Consider the following 15847-nt stretch of genomic DNA (forward strand, 5'->3'; position numbering starts at 1 on the left):
CGAATGGGACTCGACGTGTACGTGGCAGAGCTGGACGCCCGTTATGAAGCGGACGTCCACATGCCCTGGTCTCTTCACGCGGGGAACGAATACCACACGCGCCTGCGCAGAGGGACCCGCGTCCACCAGACCAAGGAGGCCGCCGACTACGCCATCGCGCTGCTGCGACTCGGCAGGGCCGACCGTGCGGCGGACGTGCTGAACGCGCTGGCCGGCCTGCAGGTGACCGATCCCCTGTCCGAGCATTACGGGATCTGGGGATGGTTCCTGGAGGAGCCACCCGGGCAGATGGCGCCGGCCGACTGGAACTGGGCGGACTTCATCGGAGTACGGCTGGCGCAGGTCCTGGCCGTCCACGACGAGTTGCTCGACCGCCGCGTGCGCGAACGGGTGAGCGCCGCGCTGTGCCACGCCGCGCTGGCGATCTTCCGGCGGAACGCCGACCCCGGCTACACCAACATCGCGGTGATGGGCGCGGTGACCACCGCCGCGGCGGCCGAGATCCTCGGCCTGCCCTTCCTGCTCGACTTCGGCCGGCGACGCCTGCGCGCCGTGCTCGCCCTCCACGACCGGAGCGGAGGGTTCACCGAGTACAACTCCCCCGCCTACGGGCGAGTCGTCCTGGAAGAGCTGGAGAGAGCCGCGCTGATCGTGGCCGACGACGGCTTCCGCGCCACCGCCGAGGAGCTGAGGCGGCGCACGTGGGCAGCCCTGGCCGAGCGCTTCCATCCGGGCACCGGCCAGCTCGCCGGGCCGATGAGCCGCGCCTACCACGACCGGCTCCAGCCGGACCTCGCCGTCTACCTCGCCGCACAGACCGGGACACCGATCACCGCAAGGGAGGAAGGGGCGGGCGCCCCGCTCCTCGTGCCGCCCCTGCCCTGCCCGCCGGAGCTCGCCGAGCGGTTCGGAGCCCTCAAGGAGGCGCCGGTCCAGCTGCGCACCCGCTTCACCGCCGCCACCACCGGCACTACCTGGCTCGCCGAGGACGCCTGCCTGGGCTCCGCCGACGAGGAGTGCGCATGGGTTCAGCGGCGTCCGCTGCTCGGATACTGGCGGACGCCCGAGGATCCCGCGGTGGTTCTGCGCGCCAGGATGCTGCTCAACGGCCACGACCTGAGCGCCGCCTGGTGCCGCCAGCATCAGGACGGCCCGCGCGTGCTGTCGGCCTGGTGGCTCAGCTACGACTCCGGCGACGTCCACCCCGAGCTCGACCGCCCGCCCGGCAGCGTCTTCCACGTCAGCGACCTGCGGCTGCGCGTCTCGCTGCAGGGCCGCGGAGCCACGCTGCGCGAGCTGCGCGACGGCGTGTTCGCGCTGACGGCCGGAGCGCGCCAGGCCGTCCTGCACACCGTGCCGGCGGAGTTCCTCGGCACCGCGAGCACGTGGCGCGCCAGGGAAGGGGGCGGGGCGGCGGGCGCGGAAGTCGTGCTGTACGCAGGCCCCTCCGCGCCCGTCGACTTCCACCAGGCCCGGCTGCACGCCGCCTTCGCCCTGGAGCTGATCCGGGTGGGACGGCACCACAGCACCGCCACCCTGACCGCCTCGCGGGAGGCGGCCGGCACCATCCGCTGGGGCTGGGACGGACTGACCGTGTCCACCCCGATCGACCCGACGCCCTTCGACCGGTAAGACCCGCGGCAAAGGAGTTCACATGTCCCCGATTTCGCGACGCAACCTGGTACTCGGCGCACCCGCCCTGGCGATGGCCGGCGTGCTCGCCGGGCGGCGCCCGGCCGCGGCCGGCACGCTGCTGGTCGACCGGTACGGCCAGTACCTCTACGAGGACTGGCCGGGCAAGGTCACCACGGACGAGCAGTTGAAGCGCGAGTACGCCGAGGAACGGGCGAGACTGTCCGGGATCACCTTCGACACCACCACCTACGACCGGTACGGCGGCCTGAAGAGGCTGGGCCGTCGTGCGGCCACCGGATACTTCCGGCTGGAGAAGGTGGACGGGCGCTGGTGGTTCGTCACACCCGACGGTCACCTGTTCTTCCTCAAGGCAGTGGACGCCTTTTCTGCTGACGAGTGGGGCTACGGCACCCTGTACAAGAACGCCGACGGCAGCCCCAGGCAGGTCTTCCAGGAACTGCCCGACCCCGGCCGGTTCGCCGCGGCGTACGCCGTCGTCGAGCAGGGGTTGCACACGGTGAGCTTCCTCAAGGCCAACCTGATGCGGAAGTACGGCGACGACTACCGGGACGGGTGGCGCGACATCAGCAGGCGCCGGATGATCGATTGGGGGTTCAACGCGCAGGGCAAGTGGCATCGGGATCCGGCCGTGGTCATGCCGTACATCGAAAGGGCCCCCACCCCTGTCGACGTCATCAGGGTGCGATGGGGCATCGACCCGTTCGACCACGACTTCTCCGCCAAGCTCGATCGTGCCTTCGACGACTTCGGCCTGCGGCGTTTCCGCGACGATCCCTGGCTGATCGGCTACTTCTTCGAGAACGAGCGCGGCTGGAACCGTGACGTCGTGGCCGAGGTGGTGCGGCAGGGCTCGGGCCTGCCGGCGAAGCGGTCGTTCGTCGCCTACCTGGAGGAGACGTACGCGGACCTCGCTCGGGTCAACGACCTCCTGGGGACCGGCGCGGGCTCGTTCCGCGAGCTCACCGACCTCGCGATCGACATCGCCAGGGTGCCCGCACAGGACGTGCGGGCGTTCATCACCCTGGCCTCGAAGACCTACTTCAAGAAGGTGAGTGCCGCGATCAGGCGGCAGGACCCGCACCATCTGTTCATCGGCTCGTCCCTGGTGCCGACGTGGCGGACCAGCCCCGAGTGGAACGTCGGCGGGATCGAGCACCTCGACGCGATCTCCTTCGACTGGTATTCCAGGAGCGCCGACTACCTGCGGCAGTACGAGACCTACGACAAGCCGATCGTCAACATCGAGTTCTCCTTCTGCTATCCGAGCAGGGGCCTCACCTCGCACAACGCGGGGATCACCGCGACCGGCATCGCGAACCGCGGCGAGCTGTTCCGGGCGTTCGTCGAGGCGCAGGCGAAGAGCCCGGTGTTCGTGGGGTACGCCTGGTTCGTCCACTACGACCAGGCCGTGACGGCGAAGCCGGGCGCCACCGAGTCGTTCAACATGGGCCTGGTGAACCAGCAAGACCAGCCGTACCACGAGATGACCGACATCATGCGCCTGACCAACAGGGACCTCGAAACCGTCCACCTGCACGGCGCCGGCTGATTGTCAAAGGCGGAGAGCTGACGTAGCGTACGTAAAGTACGTACTTGACGAACCTCATGAAGTTGGCGCCGATGAATCCGCGGGAGGGCGAGTTCGTCGACCGGATGGGGCTGATCATGGAGCGGCTCGGCGGGACGCGGACGATGGGCCGGCTGTATGCGTGGCTGCTCATCTGCGACCCGCCTGATCAGTCCCTCACCGATCTGGCGGCGGAGCTGGGCGTGAGCAAGACGGCGACCAGCACGGTGGCCCGGCAGCTGGAGCTGACCGGGATGATCGAGCGCGCGCCCACGGCGAAACGGGAGCACCGCTACCGGGTGGTCGGCGGCGGATGGACGCACGTCCTGCAGGTCCAGCTGGCCGCCGTGCGGCAGACACTGGACGTCCTCGACTTCGGACTGTCGATCATCGATGGAGACCGCCCCGAGCAGCGGGGACGGCTGGAGGAGACCCGGAAGTTCTTCGCCTTCACCGTGCAGGACGCGGACGAGATGCTCCAGCGCTGGGAAAAATATCGCGACAAGTCGGACTGAGAGCAAGGGGAGGGAGAGGCGATGGCCACCATCGTCGAGCGGTACAACGTTCCCAAGCAACACTTCTGGCTGCACGGACCGCGAACCGGCCAGCCGGTCGAGTATGACTCCGACACCGGTCTGTGGAGCGTCTACGGCTACCCGGAGCTGCTGGAGGTCCTCGGCGACCCCGCGACCTTCTCCTCCGACACCATGCGCATCGTGCCCAAGGACCAGCTGCCCGAGGGCGAGGAGATCTCCTTGGCGGGCTTCATCACCCAGATCGACCCGCCCGAGCATGGCAAACTGCGCAAGCTGGTCAGCAGCGCCTTCACCCGCAAGGTCATCGCGGATCTCGAGCCGAGGATCGCCGCCCTCACCCGCGAGCTGCTCGACGCGGCCCGCGATCGCGACCGGTTCGAGCTCGTGACCGATCTGGCCTACCCGCTTCCTGTCATCGTCATCGCGGAGCTGCTGGGCGTGCCCACCAGCGATCGCGCCCTGTTCAAGGACTGGGCCGACGCGCTGTTCCAGCGTGACGCCAAGCTCTCGCTCAAGGAGACCCCCGAAGAACGGGGCGTGGACGTGCAGGCCACGATGACGGCGTGGCGGGACATGTTCGCCTACCTCGCCGGCCACGCCGCGGAGCGCCGGCGGCAGCCGCGCGCCGACCTGCTCACCAAGCTGGTCGAGGCCGAGGTGGACGGCGAGCGCCTGCCCGACGATCAGGTCGTCAACTTCGCGATGGTCCTGCTGCTGGCCGGGCACATCACCACGACGATGTTGCTCGGCAACACGGTGCTGTGTCTGGACGCCTTCCCCGAGCAGCAGGAGAGGGTACGCGCCGACCGCACGACGATCCCGGCCGTCATCGAGGAGTCGCTCCGCTATCTCACCCCGTTCGCCGCCCTCGCCCGCGCCACCATGCGCGAAGCCGAGCTCGGCGGGGTGACGATTCCGGCCGACACCCTGGTCATGTGCTGGCTGGCGACCGCCAACAGGGACGCCCGCCAGTTCCCCGACCCGGACGCCTTCGACCCGGGGCGCGACCCCAACTCGCATCTCGGCTTCGGCCGTGGCATCCACTTCTGCCTGGGCGCTCCCTTGGCCCGGCTGGAGGGGCGGGTCGCGCTGGACATCCTGCTCGACCGGTTCCCCACCCTGCGCACCGACCCCGACGACCCCGTGGACTTCATCCCCACGCCGACGATGGCGGGAGTGCGCCGCCTTCCGCTGCTGGTCTGACGTCAGTAGGGGTGCTTCACGTAGGCGTCGCGGTGCGCGGCCGGCTGCGCGTTCGCGGCCATGGGCGCGGTCACGGGATCGGCGGGGACGGCGGCGGCGGCGCGCCCGCGCGGGATGGCGCTGGTGGCCCGGCCCGCGGAAGCCTCCCTTGGGCGGCGCACGGTGTCCACCTGGACGTACAACGGCGTCGTGCCGGGTCCGCCGATCGAGGCCACCGCCCGGGGAGATCGTCAGAGTGCCGCTGATCAACGCGCTGCCGGCGGACACCACTGTGCACTGGCACGGCATCAGGATCGACCCTCGCCGTCGGCACTCAGCACGACCGCGGCCTGTACGGACCCTTGATCGTCGCCGACCCGCGTGAGCCGCTCGGCTACGACGAGGAGTTCATGGTGCTGCTCGACGACTGACTGGACGGCATGGGCGGCACCCCAGACGACGCGCTGCGCCGGCTGAACTCCACCACCCAGCACGACGACACCCTGCGCAGTGACGCGCTCGGCGGCGTGGCGGCGGAGCTGCGCCATCCGCGGCCGCCGACACCGCGTTCCGCGTCGCGCTCGGCGGCCACGAGCTGACCGTCACCCACACCGACGGGTTCCCGTGCGACCCGGTCACCGTGGACTCGATCCTGATCGGGATGGGCGAGCGCTACGACGTCCTCGTACAGCTGGGCTCGGGAGCGTTTCCCCTCGTCGCGGTCGCGGAGGGGAAGCAGGCGCGGGCGTTCGCGGTGGTGCGGACGAGCAGGCGGGCGGCCACGCCCGCGGAGGGCGTACCGTCCGGCAACGAGTGGACGCTCAACGACCGGCTGGCCGTTCCAGCTCAACGCGCACGGCGTGCGGGGGCCGCGCAAGGACACCGTGAACATCAAACCGCGCGAGCGCCTCGAGATCGACGTGCTCGCCGACAACCTCGGCGCACGTCGTGCCCACTTTGCGTACGGCGTGCGCCACGCGCTAGGGTGTGGTCCCATGGCAGCAGACAAGCAACCGCTTCCGTCGGTGTGGGCCCGCCCGCGCAAGGAGCGGGAGCAGCCGGTCCTGAGCAGAGAGCACATCGTGGCCGAGGCCGTGCGGCTCCTCGACGAGGAGGGCATGGACGCCCTGAGCATGCGCCGCCTGGGCAGCAGGCTGGGCGCGGGCGCCACCTCGCTCTACCGGCACGTGGCCAACAAGGACGAGTTGTTCGAGCTGGCCGTGGACGAGGTCTATGGCGAGCTGGCGCTGAGCGCGCCGGGCGATCCGGCCGCCTGGCGGGCCACGGTGACCGAGGTCGCCGGCGGACTGCGCGCGACGATCCTGCGCCACCCGTGGGTCGCCGCCAAGCTCGGCGAGGCGGGGCTGTCCTACCTCGGGCCCAACGTGCTGCGCCGCTCCGAGCACCTGCTCGCCGTGTTCGAGGGCGCCGGCTTCTCGCTGAAGGAGGCCGATCGGGCGATGAACGCCGTCATCGCCTACGTGCTGGGCGTCTCCACCAGCGAGGCCGCGTGGATCTCCATGGTCGCCCGCAGCGGGCAGAGCGAGCAGGCGTGGGCCGAGCAGCTGTGGCCGGCCGCCGAGCAGGCCGTCCGGGACTTCCCCCGGCTGCGCGCCCTGTATGCCGAGCAGCGCGAGGCCAAGCCGTCCGCGGAGAACGAGGACAACTTCGACTACGGCCTCCAGCGCCTCCTCGACGGCCTGGAAGCCCGCCTCCGCACCACCGCCGGCTGACCCCGCCTCACCACGGCCGGAGGCATGGCCGCCCCGAGCAGGGGTGTTCCGAGCCTGGCTCACGATGTGATTCGCGTGGCACATCATGGCCGGACCTTGCGACGTGACCCCGGGCTACGGAAGGATCACCGGGTCGATACACCCCCCGCGCCCCGGGCACCCCCCGCCCTATGGCCGCATGACGACACGGAGAGGCTGTCGTGCGCACACAGGAGAGCATCGAACAGTTCGGTTACCAGCAGGAATTACGGCGCGGGGTCGGGCTCACCGATCTCGTGTTCTACGGCCTGGTCTTCATGGTGCCGATCGCCCCATTCGCGATCTTCGGCCTGGTCTACTCCCACTCCGGCGGCATGCCGGTTCTGGCGTACGTGGTCGGCGTGATCGCGCTGCTGTTCACGGCGGCGTCGTACGCGCAGATGGTCAAGGCGTTCCCCTTGTCGGGGTCGGTCTACAACTACGCGGGTCGCGGCATCGCGCCACCGGTCGGGTTCATGACCGGATGGATGGTGCTGCTCGACTACATCCTCGTCCCGTGCCTGCTCTACCTGGTCGCCTCCGTCGCCATGAACTCCAGCGTGCCGCAGGTGCCCGTGTGGGCGTGGCTGGTCATTTTCGTGGTCGTCAACATGGCGATCAACCTGCGGGGCATCCGGATGACGGTCAAGCTCACCCGCGTGATGATCGCGCTCGAGCTCGTCGTGCTGGCATTGTTCCTGCTGGCCGGCATCTGGGCACTGCTCCAGGGCAAGGGCCAGGGCTTCAGCCTCACGCCGCTGTTCAATCCTGAGACGTTCTCCTGGCCGGTGATGTTCGCTGCGGTCTCGATCGCCGTGCTGTCGTTCCTCGGCTTCGACGGGATCAGCATGCTGGTCGAGGAGTCCACCGGCGGGTCCGCCCAGGTGGGCCGGGCCATGCGGGTGGCGCTGGCGCTGGCCGGTGTGCTGTTCATCGTGCAGGTGTGGGTGGCGGCGCTGCTGGTGCCCGACCCCGCGGGGCTGCTGCGCGAGGGCAGCGACACCGCGTTCTACGACACGGCCGCGCTCGCGGGCGGCGAGTGGCTCAGGCACGTCACCTCGACCGCCACCGCGCTCTCCTGGGGCCTGGCGAACACGCTGGTCGCCCAGGTGGCCGTCTCGCGCCTGCTGTACGCGATGGCACGCGACAGGCAGCTGCCGTCGTTCCTGGCCAAGGTGTCGGTCCGGCACTCGGTGCCGGCCAACGCGATCATCCTCGTCGCGGCGCTGTCCGTCGGGCTCGGGATCTGGATGTCCACCCGCGCCGACGGCGTCGAGCTCCTGTCCAGCCTGATCAACATGGGCGCCATGGTCGCCTTCGTGGTCCTGCACGTGTCGGTGATCGTCCACTACGAGTTCCGCATGCGCTCGGACAACATGTGGTCGCACCTGCTCTCGCCGCTGATCGGGATGGCGATCCTCGTGTTCGTCGTGCTCAACGCCAACGTGATGGCGCAGGTGGTCGGCCTTGTCTGGCTCGGCGTCGGCCTCCTGGTGCTGATCATGCTGTACGCCCTCGGCCGCCGCCCCAGCCTCCATGACATGAGCGCCACACCCGGCGTGCACGGCACGAATGCCACATCCACCCGCCCATGAACCGGCTGCCGCTTCATCAGGATCTCTACCTCGTCGCGCACGACCAGTCCGGCAAGCCCTTGATCCATCAGTCCTCGATGGCGCTCGGGCTGGCCGGCGCGGCGCTGCTCGACCTGGCCCTGGACGGTCGCGTCGCGGTCGCGAGGGGCCGGGTCGCGGTCTCCGACCCCGTCGTCCCCACCGGTGACCCGCTCACCGACGACCTGCTCGCGCTCGTCGCCGGGGAGCCAGGGGACGTGCGGTCACCGATCAAGAAGGTGGCCGAGCGGGCCTACGACCGCACCCGGGAGGATCTGGTGGCGGCCGGCGTGTTGCTGCGGGTGACCAAGAGGGTGATGGGCGTGCTGCCGACCACGCGCTATCAGCTCGCCGACGTCGCCTCGGTCGTACGCGCCTCTTCGGGGGCGCGTTCCGCGGTCGAGGGCTGGAAGAAACCGGACGCCCGGGGCGCGGCGCTGTGCGGGCTGGTGTCCGTGCTGCGACTGGAGGCGGAGCTCTACCTCGACCTGCCGTCGAGCGAGCTCGTCGGCAGGCTGCGCGAGATCGTCCGCGACAGTCCGCGGGTGGTCGGCGAGTTGGTCGCCGTGGTGGACACGCTGGTCGCGGAGGCAGCAATAGCGGTATATCGCTGATTTGTCGTGATACATGGACGATGCCCCAAACGCGAGTTACGCTCCGCTCGCCGAGATATGGGGGGAATTCATGAGTTACACGCTATTACGCGGCAATTTTGTCATCCGATATCCGGATCTCCCGCGACAAGGGCCGGAACCGGACGGTGACACGGTCAAGTTCTTGCCCGATAACCCCGCGCTGGTCGAGGCGCTGCCCCGGCACTCCGGCTCGCCGCCGGACATCACGCGCCGCGGCATCTCCGCACGTCTGGAGGCCATCGACGCGCTGGAAACCCACTTCGGCGAGACCCACCAGGAGCTGACGGGCGCCGAGGCGGCAAGGGATGAGCTGCTTCGGCTGCTCGGCTTCACCAACGTGGTCTTCTGGGACGACCTGCCGAACAAGGTCCGCTCCGCCGACCAGGACGCGATCCGCGGCCACGTGCTCACCAACGGCATCGACGCCAACGGCCGGCTGATCGCGTTCGTGTTCGCGGGCGACCACCCGGGGGCGGACGGCTCGCGGGTGTTCCTGGACGGGCGGCTGGCCGACGCCTCCGTCAACGCCGCGCTGCTCGCCGCCGGGCTGGTCTATCCGGCGTTCTACGCGACCCTGCCCGCCGAGCTGCGTACGCACCTGGCGGACGTGTCGGCGGCGGCCAGGCAGAAGGCGCTCGCCACCGGCATCTGGCCGCGCTCCACCGCCGACCCCGACGGCGTGGCCGTCATCCCCGACCTGGCCGCGGCCGAGCAACTGGTGATGTGGCCCAAGCTGTTCCGCCGCATCGTGCCGTACCTCGCGGCGGGATTCCCCGACTTCGACGGCTTCGACGCGTGGCTGCGGGCCGACCCGGTGCACCGCGACGACGAGCTGTTCCTGCTCGACAAGCTCGAACGGGGCAACCTGCACGACGTCGTCTGGGCCTCCGGCCACCAGATCCAGCTCACGGCGTGGCCGGAGTCGTTCATCATCAACCCGGATCCCCCGCCGCCGGGCTCGACCGTCAACCCGCCGCTCATCGCCTTGGGCGACGTGCTGATCGTGGCGGCCCTGCCCGACCCCGTGGGCGCCGACCGCGGCGCGGAGTCGGTCACGTTGCTCAACGTCACGCCAGGCCCGGTCGACCTGTCGGGCTGGTGGTTGTCGGATGCCGCCAACACCCGCAAGGACCTGAGCGGGGCCCTGGCGGGCGGCACCACGCTGCGGGTGCCGCTCGACGGGGCGCTGCAGCTCGGCAACCAGGGCGACGGCCTCGTCCTCGTCGATCCCCGGGGGAACACGATCGATCAGGTGAGCTACAAGGGCGAAAGGGTACGCGCGGGCCGCACCATTTGCTTCGGCCGCTGAAGCACGGCGGTTCCGCTGGCCAAGGGCGGCCTCACGTCGGAGACTGGGCGTTCCGACCGGCGATACGAAGGAGTTCGCGATGTTCATGGCGCGGTACATGACACGTTCGATGCTCAGGTTCGCGGTGGGGGCGGCGGCGGGGTACATGCTCGCGGTGCGCCCGTGGCACCTGCGCTGGGGCGCCGACGACGGCGAGGTCTACGGCGAGATGGCGGGTGATGACATCGTCCGCACGCCGCAGTACCAGGCGACCCGCGCCATCACCGTCGAGGCCTCCCCTGCGGCCGTCTGGCCCTGGCTGGTCCAGCTGGGCGGTCCTCCTGCGGAGGAAGCGGAGCAGCAGGGGCTCAAGGTCGGCGACACGCTGCGCTCCGGGCCTGATGGCGCCGGGTTCGTCGTGGAGCAGACCGATCCGCCGCACACGCTCGTTCTGGTTCATCGGGGCGAAGAGGCCATCACCACGTGCTCCATCTCGCTCCGCGAGACCGACGACGGCAAGACCAGGATGGTCTTCCGCGTACGGATCAAGGCCGCGCCCGGCCTGAACGGCACCCTCTATCTCGCCAGGATGGACCTGGCCGACTTCCTGACCGTGCGGAGGCAGATGCAGACCATCAAGTCCCGCGCCGAGTCCGCGCGCTGAGCGCGGGAGCCCAGCGGCGCCGTCCCCTTCCTCGGGGGACGGCGCCGCTTGGTGTTGACGGCAGACCTTGACGCCGATTACGGTTCCGGCACGATTGGTGAAATATTCGCCACTTTTCCGAAACTTTCGGAGGCACCATGTTACGAGGACTTGTCGCCATCACCGTGCTCGGTCTCCTGGTGGTGAACCCGGCGCACGCGGCGCCAGCACCGGCCATCACCCTGAACGAGCGCGTCACGCACCAGCAGATGGACGGCTTCGGCGTCTCTCAGGCGTTCCGCCGCAACGAGTTGCTCGAGGCGCTGTCGCCGGCGCAGCAGCGGGAGATCCTCGACCTGTGGTTCGACCGGGAGAAGGGGGCCGGCCTCAGCATCCTGCGGCTCGGCATCGGCTCCTCCCCCGCGGGCAGCCCGTACGACCACATGGTGTCGATCCAGCCGGAGAACCCCGGCGGCCCGGACGCCCCGCCCAAGTACGTGTGGGACGGCGACGACAACAGCCAGGTCTGGGTGGCCAAGGAGGCCAAGGCGTATGGCGTGAAGCGCTTCTTCGCCGACGCCTGGAGCGCGCCCGGCTACATGAAGACCAACGGCGACGACAAGAACGGCGGCAATCTGCTGCCGGAGTGGGAGAAGGCGTACGCGAACTACCTGCTGGCGTACACGAAGTTCTACGAGCAGGAAGGCATCAAGATCACCGACCTCGGGTTCACGAACGAACCCGACTGGACGGCCACGTACGCCTCCATGCGCTTCACCCCGGAGCAGGCCGCCCAGTTCGTCAAGGTGCTCGGCCCGATCGCCAAGGGCAACGTGAACCTGGTGTGCTGCGACTCCTTCGGCTGGAACCAGGCCAAGGCGTACACGGCGGCGATCGAGGCCGATCCCGAGGCCCGCCGCTGGGTCAAGACGCACGCCGGCCACACGTACGCCAGCCCCGTGGACGCCCCGCTGCCGACCAGCAGGAAGACCTGGATGTCGGAGTGGAACCCCAACGGCTCGACCTGGAACGAGGCCTGGGACGACGGCAGCGGCTACGACGGCTTCACGATCGCGCAGGCCATCCACGACGCGCTCACGCTGGGCGACGTCAGCGCCTACATTTACTGGCTGGGCGCCTCGCGCGGCACGACCAGGGCGTTCATGCAGGTCGACGACACGGCGAAGACCTACAAGGTGTCGAAGCGGTTGTGGGCGATGGCGGCCTACAGCCGGTTCATCCGGCCGGGCGCGGTCCGGGTGGACGCCTCGGCGGCGAATCCGGCGCTGAAGGTCTCGGCGTTCCGCAACACGGACGGGTCGAAGGTGATCGTGGCCCTCAACACGGGCACCGAGGCCGTCACGTGGGACGGGGTGCGCGGCAGGGCGACCGCGTACGTGACGAACAACGACAACTCGCTCACCCCGTCGGCCGTGACCGGCCGCACGGTGACCCTCCAACCGCGGTCGCTGACCACCATCGTGGTCCGCTGATCGGCGGCGAGAGCCCGGAGCCGGTTTCCCCGGGCTCTCGCCGCATCCCTGCTGTCAGCCCCAGACCTCCTGGGCGGTCTCGACGATCAGGCGGAGCTTGGCGAACTGCTGGTCGGCCGTCAGCTCGTTGCCTTCGACCGTGGAAGAGAAGCCGCACTGCGGCGACAGGCAGAGCTGGTCGAGGTCGATGAACTTGGCGGCCTCGTCGATGCGCCGCTTCAGCGTGTCCTTCGACTCCAGTTCCCCGTGCTTGGTCGTGACCAGCCCCAGCACGACCATCTTGCCCTTGGGCACGAATCGCAGCGGCTCGAATCCCCCGGACCGCTCGTCGTCGTACTCCAGGAAGAACCCGTCCACCTTCAGCTCCCCGAACAACGCCTCCGCGACGAAGTCGTAGCTGCCCGAGGCGGCCCAGGACGAGCGGAAGTTGCCGCGGCACATGTGCGTCGTGATCGTCATCCCGGCCGGCTTGGCCGCCAGCGCGGCGTTGATCTGCTTGATGTAGCGCAGGTGCATGTGCTCGGCGTCGTCGCCCCGCGACTCCAGCTCCGCCCGCTGGGCCGGGTCGTTCAGGTAGGCCAGGCTGGTGTCGTCGAACTGCAGGTACGTGCACCCCAGCGCGCCGATCCTGCGCACCTGCTCGGCGTAGGCCGCGCTCAGGTCACGCCAGAACTCCTCGACGTCCGGGTAGACCTTCGGGTCAATGGCGGCCGGCCCGCCGCGGTAGTGCACCATGCTGGGCGACGGGATGGTCAGCTTCGGCACGACCGTGCTCACGGTGTCCCGCAGGAACATGAAGTCGTCGGCGAAGATCGGCTCGCGCAGCTTGATCCGGTCGTGCACGCGCAGCGCCGCCGGGGTGAACTCGATGTCGCCCTGCTCGTTGTGGAAGCGGACCGTGATGTGCTCGTCGCTGGCCTGGCCGATGCCGCCGAGCCGGTAGATGAAGTCCATGTGCCAGGAGGCCCGCCGGAACTCGCCGTCGGTCGCGCTCTGCAGGCCGATCTCCTCCTGCCTGCGCACCACCTCTCGGATGGCCGCGTCCTCCGCTTCCCGCAGTTCGTCACCCGCGAGGCTCTCGCGGGCGCGGAGCAGGGACTGCGGGCGCAGGAGACTGCCGACGTGGTCGGCGCGGAAAGGCGGTGAGGTACGCATTGCGGATCAACTCCCGTAGAGCTTTCTGAGCGGGGCCTTGAGCAGCTTGCCCGCCGCGTTCTTGGGCAGTTCAGGGACGAATTCCAGATATTTCGGGATTTTGAAGCGGGCCAGCCGGCCGTCCAGGTGCTTCAGCAGCTCCTCGGGCTCGGCCGTCGCACCCGGCCGCAACACGACCAGGGCCTTGCCCACTTCATCCCACCGGTCGTCGGGCACGCCGATCACCGCGCACTCGGCGACCGCGGGATGGCTGTAAAGGACGCTCTCGACCTCGGCGGGGTAGATGTTCTCGCCGCCGGAGATGATCACGTCGTTGAGCCGGTCGGAGATGCGCACGTAACCGTCCTCGTCGGCGACGCCGACGTCGCCCGAGCGGAACCAGCCGTCCGGCGAGAGCACCTTCGCGCTCTCCTCGGGCCGGCGCCAGTAGCCGGGCATGACGTTGGGTCCCTGGACGTAGACCTCGCCGGGCTCGCCGGGGGCCGCCTCCGAGCCCTCGATCGTGACCAGGCGCACGTCGGAGAAGAAACACGGCACACCGGCCGTCCCCGCCTTGTCGATGGAGTGCTCGGCGCCGAGGAAGAGCGCGCCGGGCGCGGTCTCCGTCATGCCGTAGCCCTGCAGGAACGTCAGCCCCCGTTCCTGGTAGGTCGTGATGAGCGGCAGGGGCACCGGCGCGCCCCCGCACAGCAGGTGGCGCAGGCTAGACAGGTCGGCCTTGGCCCAGCGCGGCGACTGGGCGAGGAAGGCGAACATCGACGGCACCCCGAACATCACCGTCACCCGCTCGGCCTCGATCAGGTCGAACGTGCGCTCCACGTCGAAGGACGGCTCCAGGATGGCCCGGCCGCCCTTGAGCACGCTCGGGATCAGCGTCTGCGCCAGCGCCGCGATGTGGAACAGGGGTGCGCTGATCAGCGTCACCTCGTCGTGTGCGAGCGGCACGTCCACCAGCAGGTTGACGGCGTTCCAGGTGAGGTTGGCATGCGTGAGCATTGCGCCCTTGGGCCGTCCCGTGGTGCCCGAGGTGTACATGATCAGGCACACGTCGTCCTGGCCGACCGGCTCGTCGATCGGCTCGGGCGAGCCCGACGCCAGCAGGTCCTCGTAGTCCGCGGCCGGGATGTGGCGGCCGGCCAGCCCTTCGCCGTCCCGCCCTTCGCCGAGCAGCACCACCGACGCGTCCGCGTCCTGGAGGATGAAGCGCAACTCGGGCGTGGTCAGCCGGGTGTTGAGCGGGACGAACACCGCCCCCAGCAGCCCGGCCGCGAAGAACGTCTCGACCAGCGCGCAATGGTTGGGCCCGAGGTAGGCCACCCGGTCGCCGTGCCCCACGCCCAGCGCGGAAGCCAGCCGATATGTACGTTCGCGCAGGTCACGGTAGGTGTGATCGCGCCCGCCGCAGGTCAGCGCCACCCGGTCGGGCGTCATGCGGGCCCTGCGTGCCGGCCACGATCCAAGCCCCTGGTTCCGCATCAGTGCTCCTCCAGGCTCAAGTTAGGCCACTAGACGATCGCTGTCACCGTTCTGCCCAACTTTCGTCGGGGACCGTGTCGAGGAGCCGCTCGGCGATCGCCGCGGCCTCCGGCCTGAACCGCTCATGCAGCGCGTGGCAGACCCGCTGGGCCTTCTCCGCGGGCCAGTCGTGCGGCAGGTAACGCAGCGGGAGCCGGGGGTCGGTCCTGATGATCTGCAGCCAGCCGGTGAGCAACGTCAGCGAGCGGGCCAGGTCGTCGGGCGCGTCGGGCGCGGGATCGGCCTGGTCCCAGCGGCGCAGGAACGCCCGGTAACGCTCGCCCAGCCCGGCCAGGTCGTACGCGTCCCGTACCAGCGCCTGCATGTCGGTGGGCCGCCGCGGCTCGGCGGCGAACACCTTCACCTCCACCCCGGGCACCTCGGGCGCCTCCACCTCGCCGGGAGCGATCCACAACCCGTTCTGCAGCGGCCCGAACCCGGCCCAGATGAGCCGCGAGCGCAACTCGTGCCGCTGCCGCTGCCATGAGGCGGGCAACGAGAAGCCGATGAGCGTCCACCGGTCCTCGCCGGCGTCGTTGACGACGCCGCTGTGCCAGATGCGCCGCTCGCCGTCCCTGAGCACCTCGGTGCTGGTCGGGGTGAGGCCGAAGTACATACGCCGCCCCGAGCGCTGCCGGCGCAACAACCCGCGGCGGACCATCCGGGTCAGCGTCGAGCGCGTCGCCTCCTCGGAGACGCCGACCTTGGCGAACGCCTCGATGAAGCTGCCCGAGAAGACGCAGATTCCGCGACCGTAAACGTGATCTCCGAGAAAGGTGAGAATCACCGATTGAGGCCGCACACCGCCACCCC

15 protein-coding genes and 1 pseudogene are annotated in these 15847 nt (G+C 69.7%); 12 read left to right on the forward strand and 4 right to left on the reverse strand.

The genetic code is table 11. From position 1 onward, the window contains the following. Nucleotides 1-3: 3 nt before the first annotated feature. The 4 genes from Q9G87_RS34455 to Q9G87_RS34470 are packed head-to-tail and all read left to right on the forward strand — an operon-like array spanning nt 4 to nt 4962. A complete protein-coding gene (locus Q9G87_RS34455) occupies nt 4-1632 on the forward strand; it encodes a hypothetical protein (RefSeq protein WP_305920736.1) in 1629 nt (542 codons plus the stop codon). A 22-nt stretch (nt 1633-1654) separates the two neighbouring features. Then, nucleotides 1655-3205, forward strand: coding sequence for a hypothetical protein (locus Q9G87_RS34460; protein ID WP_305920737.1), 1551 nt, complete (start codon nt 1655-1657; stop codon nt 3203-3205). A 44-nt stretch (nt 3206-3249) separates the two neighbouring features. Next, complete coding sequence (locus tag Q9G87_RS34465; RefSeq protein ID WP_305920738.1) at nt 3250-3738, forward strand: GbsR/MarR family transcriptional regulator; 489 nt, start codon at nt 3250-3252, stop codon at nt 3736-3738. Between the two features lie 21 nt (nt 3739-3759). Beyond that, nucleotides 3760-4962 carry a cytochrome P450 gene (locus tag Q9G87_RS34470; protein ID WP_305920739.1) on the forward strand — a complete coding sequence of 401 codons (1203 nt, stop codon included), beginning with the start codon at nt 3760-3762 and terminating at the stop codon, nt 4960-4962. A 2-nt stretch (nt 4963-4964) separates the two neighbouring features. On the opposite strand, the gene Q9G87_RS34475 is transcribed toward Q9G87_RS34470, so the two are convergent. Continuing rightward, entirely contained in the window at nt 4965-5177 is a 213-nt protein-coding gene (locus Q9G87_RS34475) for a hypothetical protein (RefSeq protein ID WP_305920740.1), read from the reverse strand. A 204-nt stretch (nt 5178-5381) separates the two neighbouring features. On the opposite strand from Q9G87_RS34475, the gene Q9G87_RS34480 reads away from it, so the two are divergent. The 8 genes and pseudogenes from Q9G87_RS34480 to Q9G87_RS34515 all read left to right on the forward strand — a co-directional run bounded on the left by Q9G87_RS34480 (nt 5382) and on the right by Q9G87_RS34515 (nt 12364). Beyond that, complete coding sequence (locus Q9G87_RS34480; protein WP_305920741.1) at nt 5382-5540, forward strand: hypothetical protein; 159 nt, start codon at nt 5382-5384, stop codon at nt 5538-5540. Further along, a pseudogene (locus Q9G87_RS34485) lies at nt 5537-5626 on the forward strand (hypothetical protein); the annotation flags it as partial. The gene Q9G87_RS34480 and the pseudogene Q9G87_RS34485, both read left to right, overlap by 4 nt. Nucleotides 5627-5825: 199 nt before the next feature. Continuing rightward, nucleotides 5826-6674, forward strand: coding sequence for a TetR/AcrR family transcriptional regulator (locus tag Q9G87_RS34490; protein ID WP_305920742.1), 849 nt, complete (start codon nt 5826-5828; stop codon nt 6672-6674). A 200-nt stretch (nt 6675-6874) separates the two neighbouring features. After that, complete coding sequence (locus Q9G87_RS34495) at nt 6875-8287, forward strand: APC family permease (protein WP_305920743.1); 1413 nt, start codon at nt 6875-6877, stop codon at nt 8285-8287. Continuing rightward, nucleotides 8284-8919 carry a GOLPH3/VPS74 family protein gene (locus Q9G87_RS34500; RefSeq protein WP_305920744.1) on the forward strand — a complete coding sequence of 212 codons (636 nt, stop codon included), beginning with the start codon at nt 8284-8286 and terminating at the stop codon, nt 8917-8919. Before Q9G87_RS34495 ends, Q9G87_RS34500 begins: the two co-directional genes overlap by 4 nt. A 163-nt stretch (nt 8920-9082) precedes the next feature. Then, complete coding sequence (locus Q9G87_RS34505; protein WP_305920745.1) at nt 9083-10249, forward strand: lamin tail domain-containing protein; 1167 nt, start codon at nt 9083-9085, stop codon at nt 10247-10249. A 79-nt stretch (nt 10250-10328) separates the two neighbouring features. Further along, nucleotides 10329-10892 (forward strand): SRPBCC family protein, encoded by a 564-nt coding sequence (locus Q9G87_RS34510; RefSeq protein ID WP_305920746.1) that lies wholly within the window; start codon nt 10329-10331, stop codon nt 10890-10892. A 137-nt stretch (nt 10893-11029) separates the two neighbouring features. Then, entirely contained in the window at nt 11030-12364 is a 1335-nt protein-coding gene (locus tag Q9G87_RS34515) for a glycoside hydrolase family 30 protein (protein WP_305920747.1), read from the forward strand. Between the two features lie 54 nt (nt 12365-12418). Here the strand turns inward: Q9G87_RS34515 and Q9G87_RS34520 are convergent, their stop codons facing one another. The 3 genes from Q9G87_RS34520 to Q9G87_RS34530 are packed head-to-tail and all read right to left on the reverse strand — an operon-like array spanning nt 12419 to nt 15821. Beyond that, complete coding sequence (locus Q9G87_RS34520; RefSeq protein WP_305920748.1) at nt 12419-13519, reverse strand: 5-methyltetrahydropteroyltriglutamate--homocysteine S-methyltransferase; 1101 nt, start codon at nt 13517-13519, stop codon at nt 12419-12421. Between the two features lie 6 nt (nt 13520-13525). Then, a complete protein-coding gene (locus tag Q9G87_RS34525) occupies nt 13526-14995 on the reverse strand; it encodes an acyl-CoA synthetase (RefSeq protein WP_305920749.1) in 1470 nt (489 codons plus the stop codon). Between the two features lie 43 nt (nt 14996-15038). Next, a complete protein-coding gene (locus Q9G87_RS34530) occupies nt 15039-15821 on the reverse strand; it encodes a PaaX family transcriptional regulator (protein WP_305920750.1) in 783 nt (260 codons plus the stop codon). Nucleotides 15822-15847 lie beyond the last annotated feature (26 nt).

Source organism: Nonomuraea turcica, from assembly GCF_030718205.1.
In the GTDB taxonomy this organism is placed as follows: domain Bacteria; phylum Actinomycetota; class Actinomycetes; order Streptosporangiales; family Streptosporangiaceae; genus Nonomuraea.

Coding starts and splice junctions, on each gene's coding strand:
- Q9G87_RS34455 (WP_305920736.1), top strand. CDS start 4: ATGGGACTCGACGTGTACGTGGCAGAGCTGGACGCCCGTTATGAAGCG.
- Q9G87_RS34460 (WP_305920737.1), top strand. CDS start 1,655: ATGTCCCCGATTTCGCGACGCAACCTGGTACTCGGCGCACCCGCCCTG.
- Q9G87_RS34470 (WP_305920739.1), top strand. CDS start 3,760: ATGGCCACCATCGTCGAGCGGTACAACGTTCCCAAGCAACACTTCTGG.
- Q9G87_RS34480 (WP_305920741.1), top strand. CDS start 5,382: ATGGGCGGCACCCCAGACGACGCGCTGCGCCGGCTGAACTCCACCACC.
- Q9G87_RS34500 (WP_305920744.1), top strand. CDS start 8,284: ATGAACCGGCTGCCGCTTCATCAGGATCTCTACCTCGTCGCGCACGAC.
- Q9G87_RS34510 (WP_305920746.1), top strand. CDS start 10,329: ATGTTCATGGCGCGGTACATGACACGTTCGATGCTCAGGTTCGCGGTG.
- Q9G87_RS34515 (WP_305920747.1), top strand. CDS start 11,030: ATGTTACGAGGACTTGTCGCCATCACCGTGCTCGGTCTCCTGGTGGTG.
- Q9G87_RS34520 (WP_305920748.1), bottom strand. CDS start 13,519: ATGCGTACCTCACCGCCTTTCCGCGCCGACCACGTCGGCAGTCTCCTG.
- Q9G87_RS34525 (WP_305920749.1), bottom strand. CDS start 14,995: ATGCGGAACCAGGGGCTTGGATCGTGGCCGGCACGCAGGGCCCGCATG.